This window comes from Pseudomonas typographi (genome assembly GCF_014694385.1).
Taxonomy (GTDB): domain Bacteria; phylum Pseudomonadota; class Gammaproteobacteria; order Pseudomonadales; family Pseudomonadaceae; genus Aquipseudomonas; species Aquipseudomonas typographi.
The window spans coordinates 1-1,014 of sequence record NZ_JAAOCA010000100.1 but is presented as its reverse complement, the minus strand read 5'-3'; the positions used below and the strand labels follow the sequence as shown (position 1 = coordinate 1,014).

1 pseudogene is annotated in these 1,014 nt (G+C 56.2%); it reads right to left on the bottom strand.

Annotated elements, in window-relative coordinates:
• Positions 1-1,014, bottom strand: a pseudogene (locus HAQ05_RS27820) (phage tail tape measure protein); the annotation flags it as partial.

The following is a 1,014-nucleotide window of genomic DNA, read 5'->3' as shown; positions in this document are numbered from 1 at the left end:
CCCCCTTGCTCCACTCGGCCTGGGCCTGATCGATGTTCTTGAAGCCATCCTCCATGGCCGCGCGCTGCTTGGGCAGGTACTCGTTGGTGAGGTCGATCTGAGCCTGAAGCTCGTTGCGCTGTTTCGCCGTGGTCGCGTTGGCCAACTCCGTGCGCAGCGACAACAGCTTTTCGTTGGTTTCGCGCTCGAGCTCCAGGCGTTGCTGGGCGCGATCCGCCTCCTTGTCGCCCTGCCCTACAGCGGCCGCTTGGTTGGCGTATTGCGCCATGTCGTTGGCCAGCTTTTTCTGCAGTTCTTGCCGGTACTCTTCGGCCTGGGACAATCCGTTCGCCGCTTTGGTGGCGGTATTTAGTTGCTCGGTTAGGTATGCCGTTGCTTGGGCATACTCCTGCTGGGGAATCTTCCCGTTCTTGTACAGCAAGTTCACTTTGGCGGTTGATTTCTGGAACTCATCAGTGGCAGCACCTACTGGATCGAACGATTTTTTTAGTTCGAGATACCCTTCGGCAGCCTGTTTCAGTTGTTCCTTTAAAGTTGTCTGAGCCTTTGCGTTTTCCTTGGTTTCCTTAGTTGCTGCCTTATTCGCCTCCTGTTGGGCTTTCGTTGCATAGGCCGCAGACATGATCGCCGTGCGGTCGGCGTCGGTAAACTCTTTGTGCTCGGCGAGAAACCGTGTTGCTTCCTTCACGGCGTCGTTGTTGTCCTCCAGCTTACCTAACTGAGCAAGCTGGGTCTGGAGGTATTTCTCTCCGGCAGCAGTCATCCCGGCTGTTGCCTGAGCATTGCCGGTAGCGGCCGCGACGCCCTTGTTCATTTCGCCACGAAGCGCGTTGAGGTGATCGGTGGCTTCGGTGGAAACACCCTTGAGGGTGGATACGGCGCCAGCTTGTTTTATCAAGCTATCAACCACAGAGGCCGGTACTCTGGCGTCGGTTTTCATCTTCTCAAGGACCGGGGAAAGATCCTTGCCGGCCGTGTAAAGCTCGTTGAGTTGCTTGGAATATTCCTGATAAG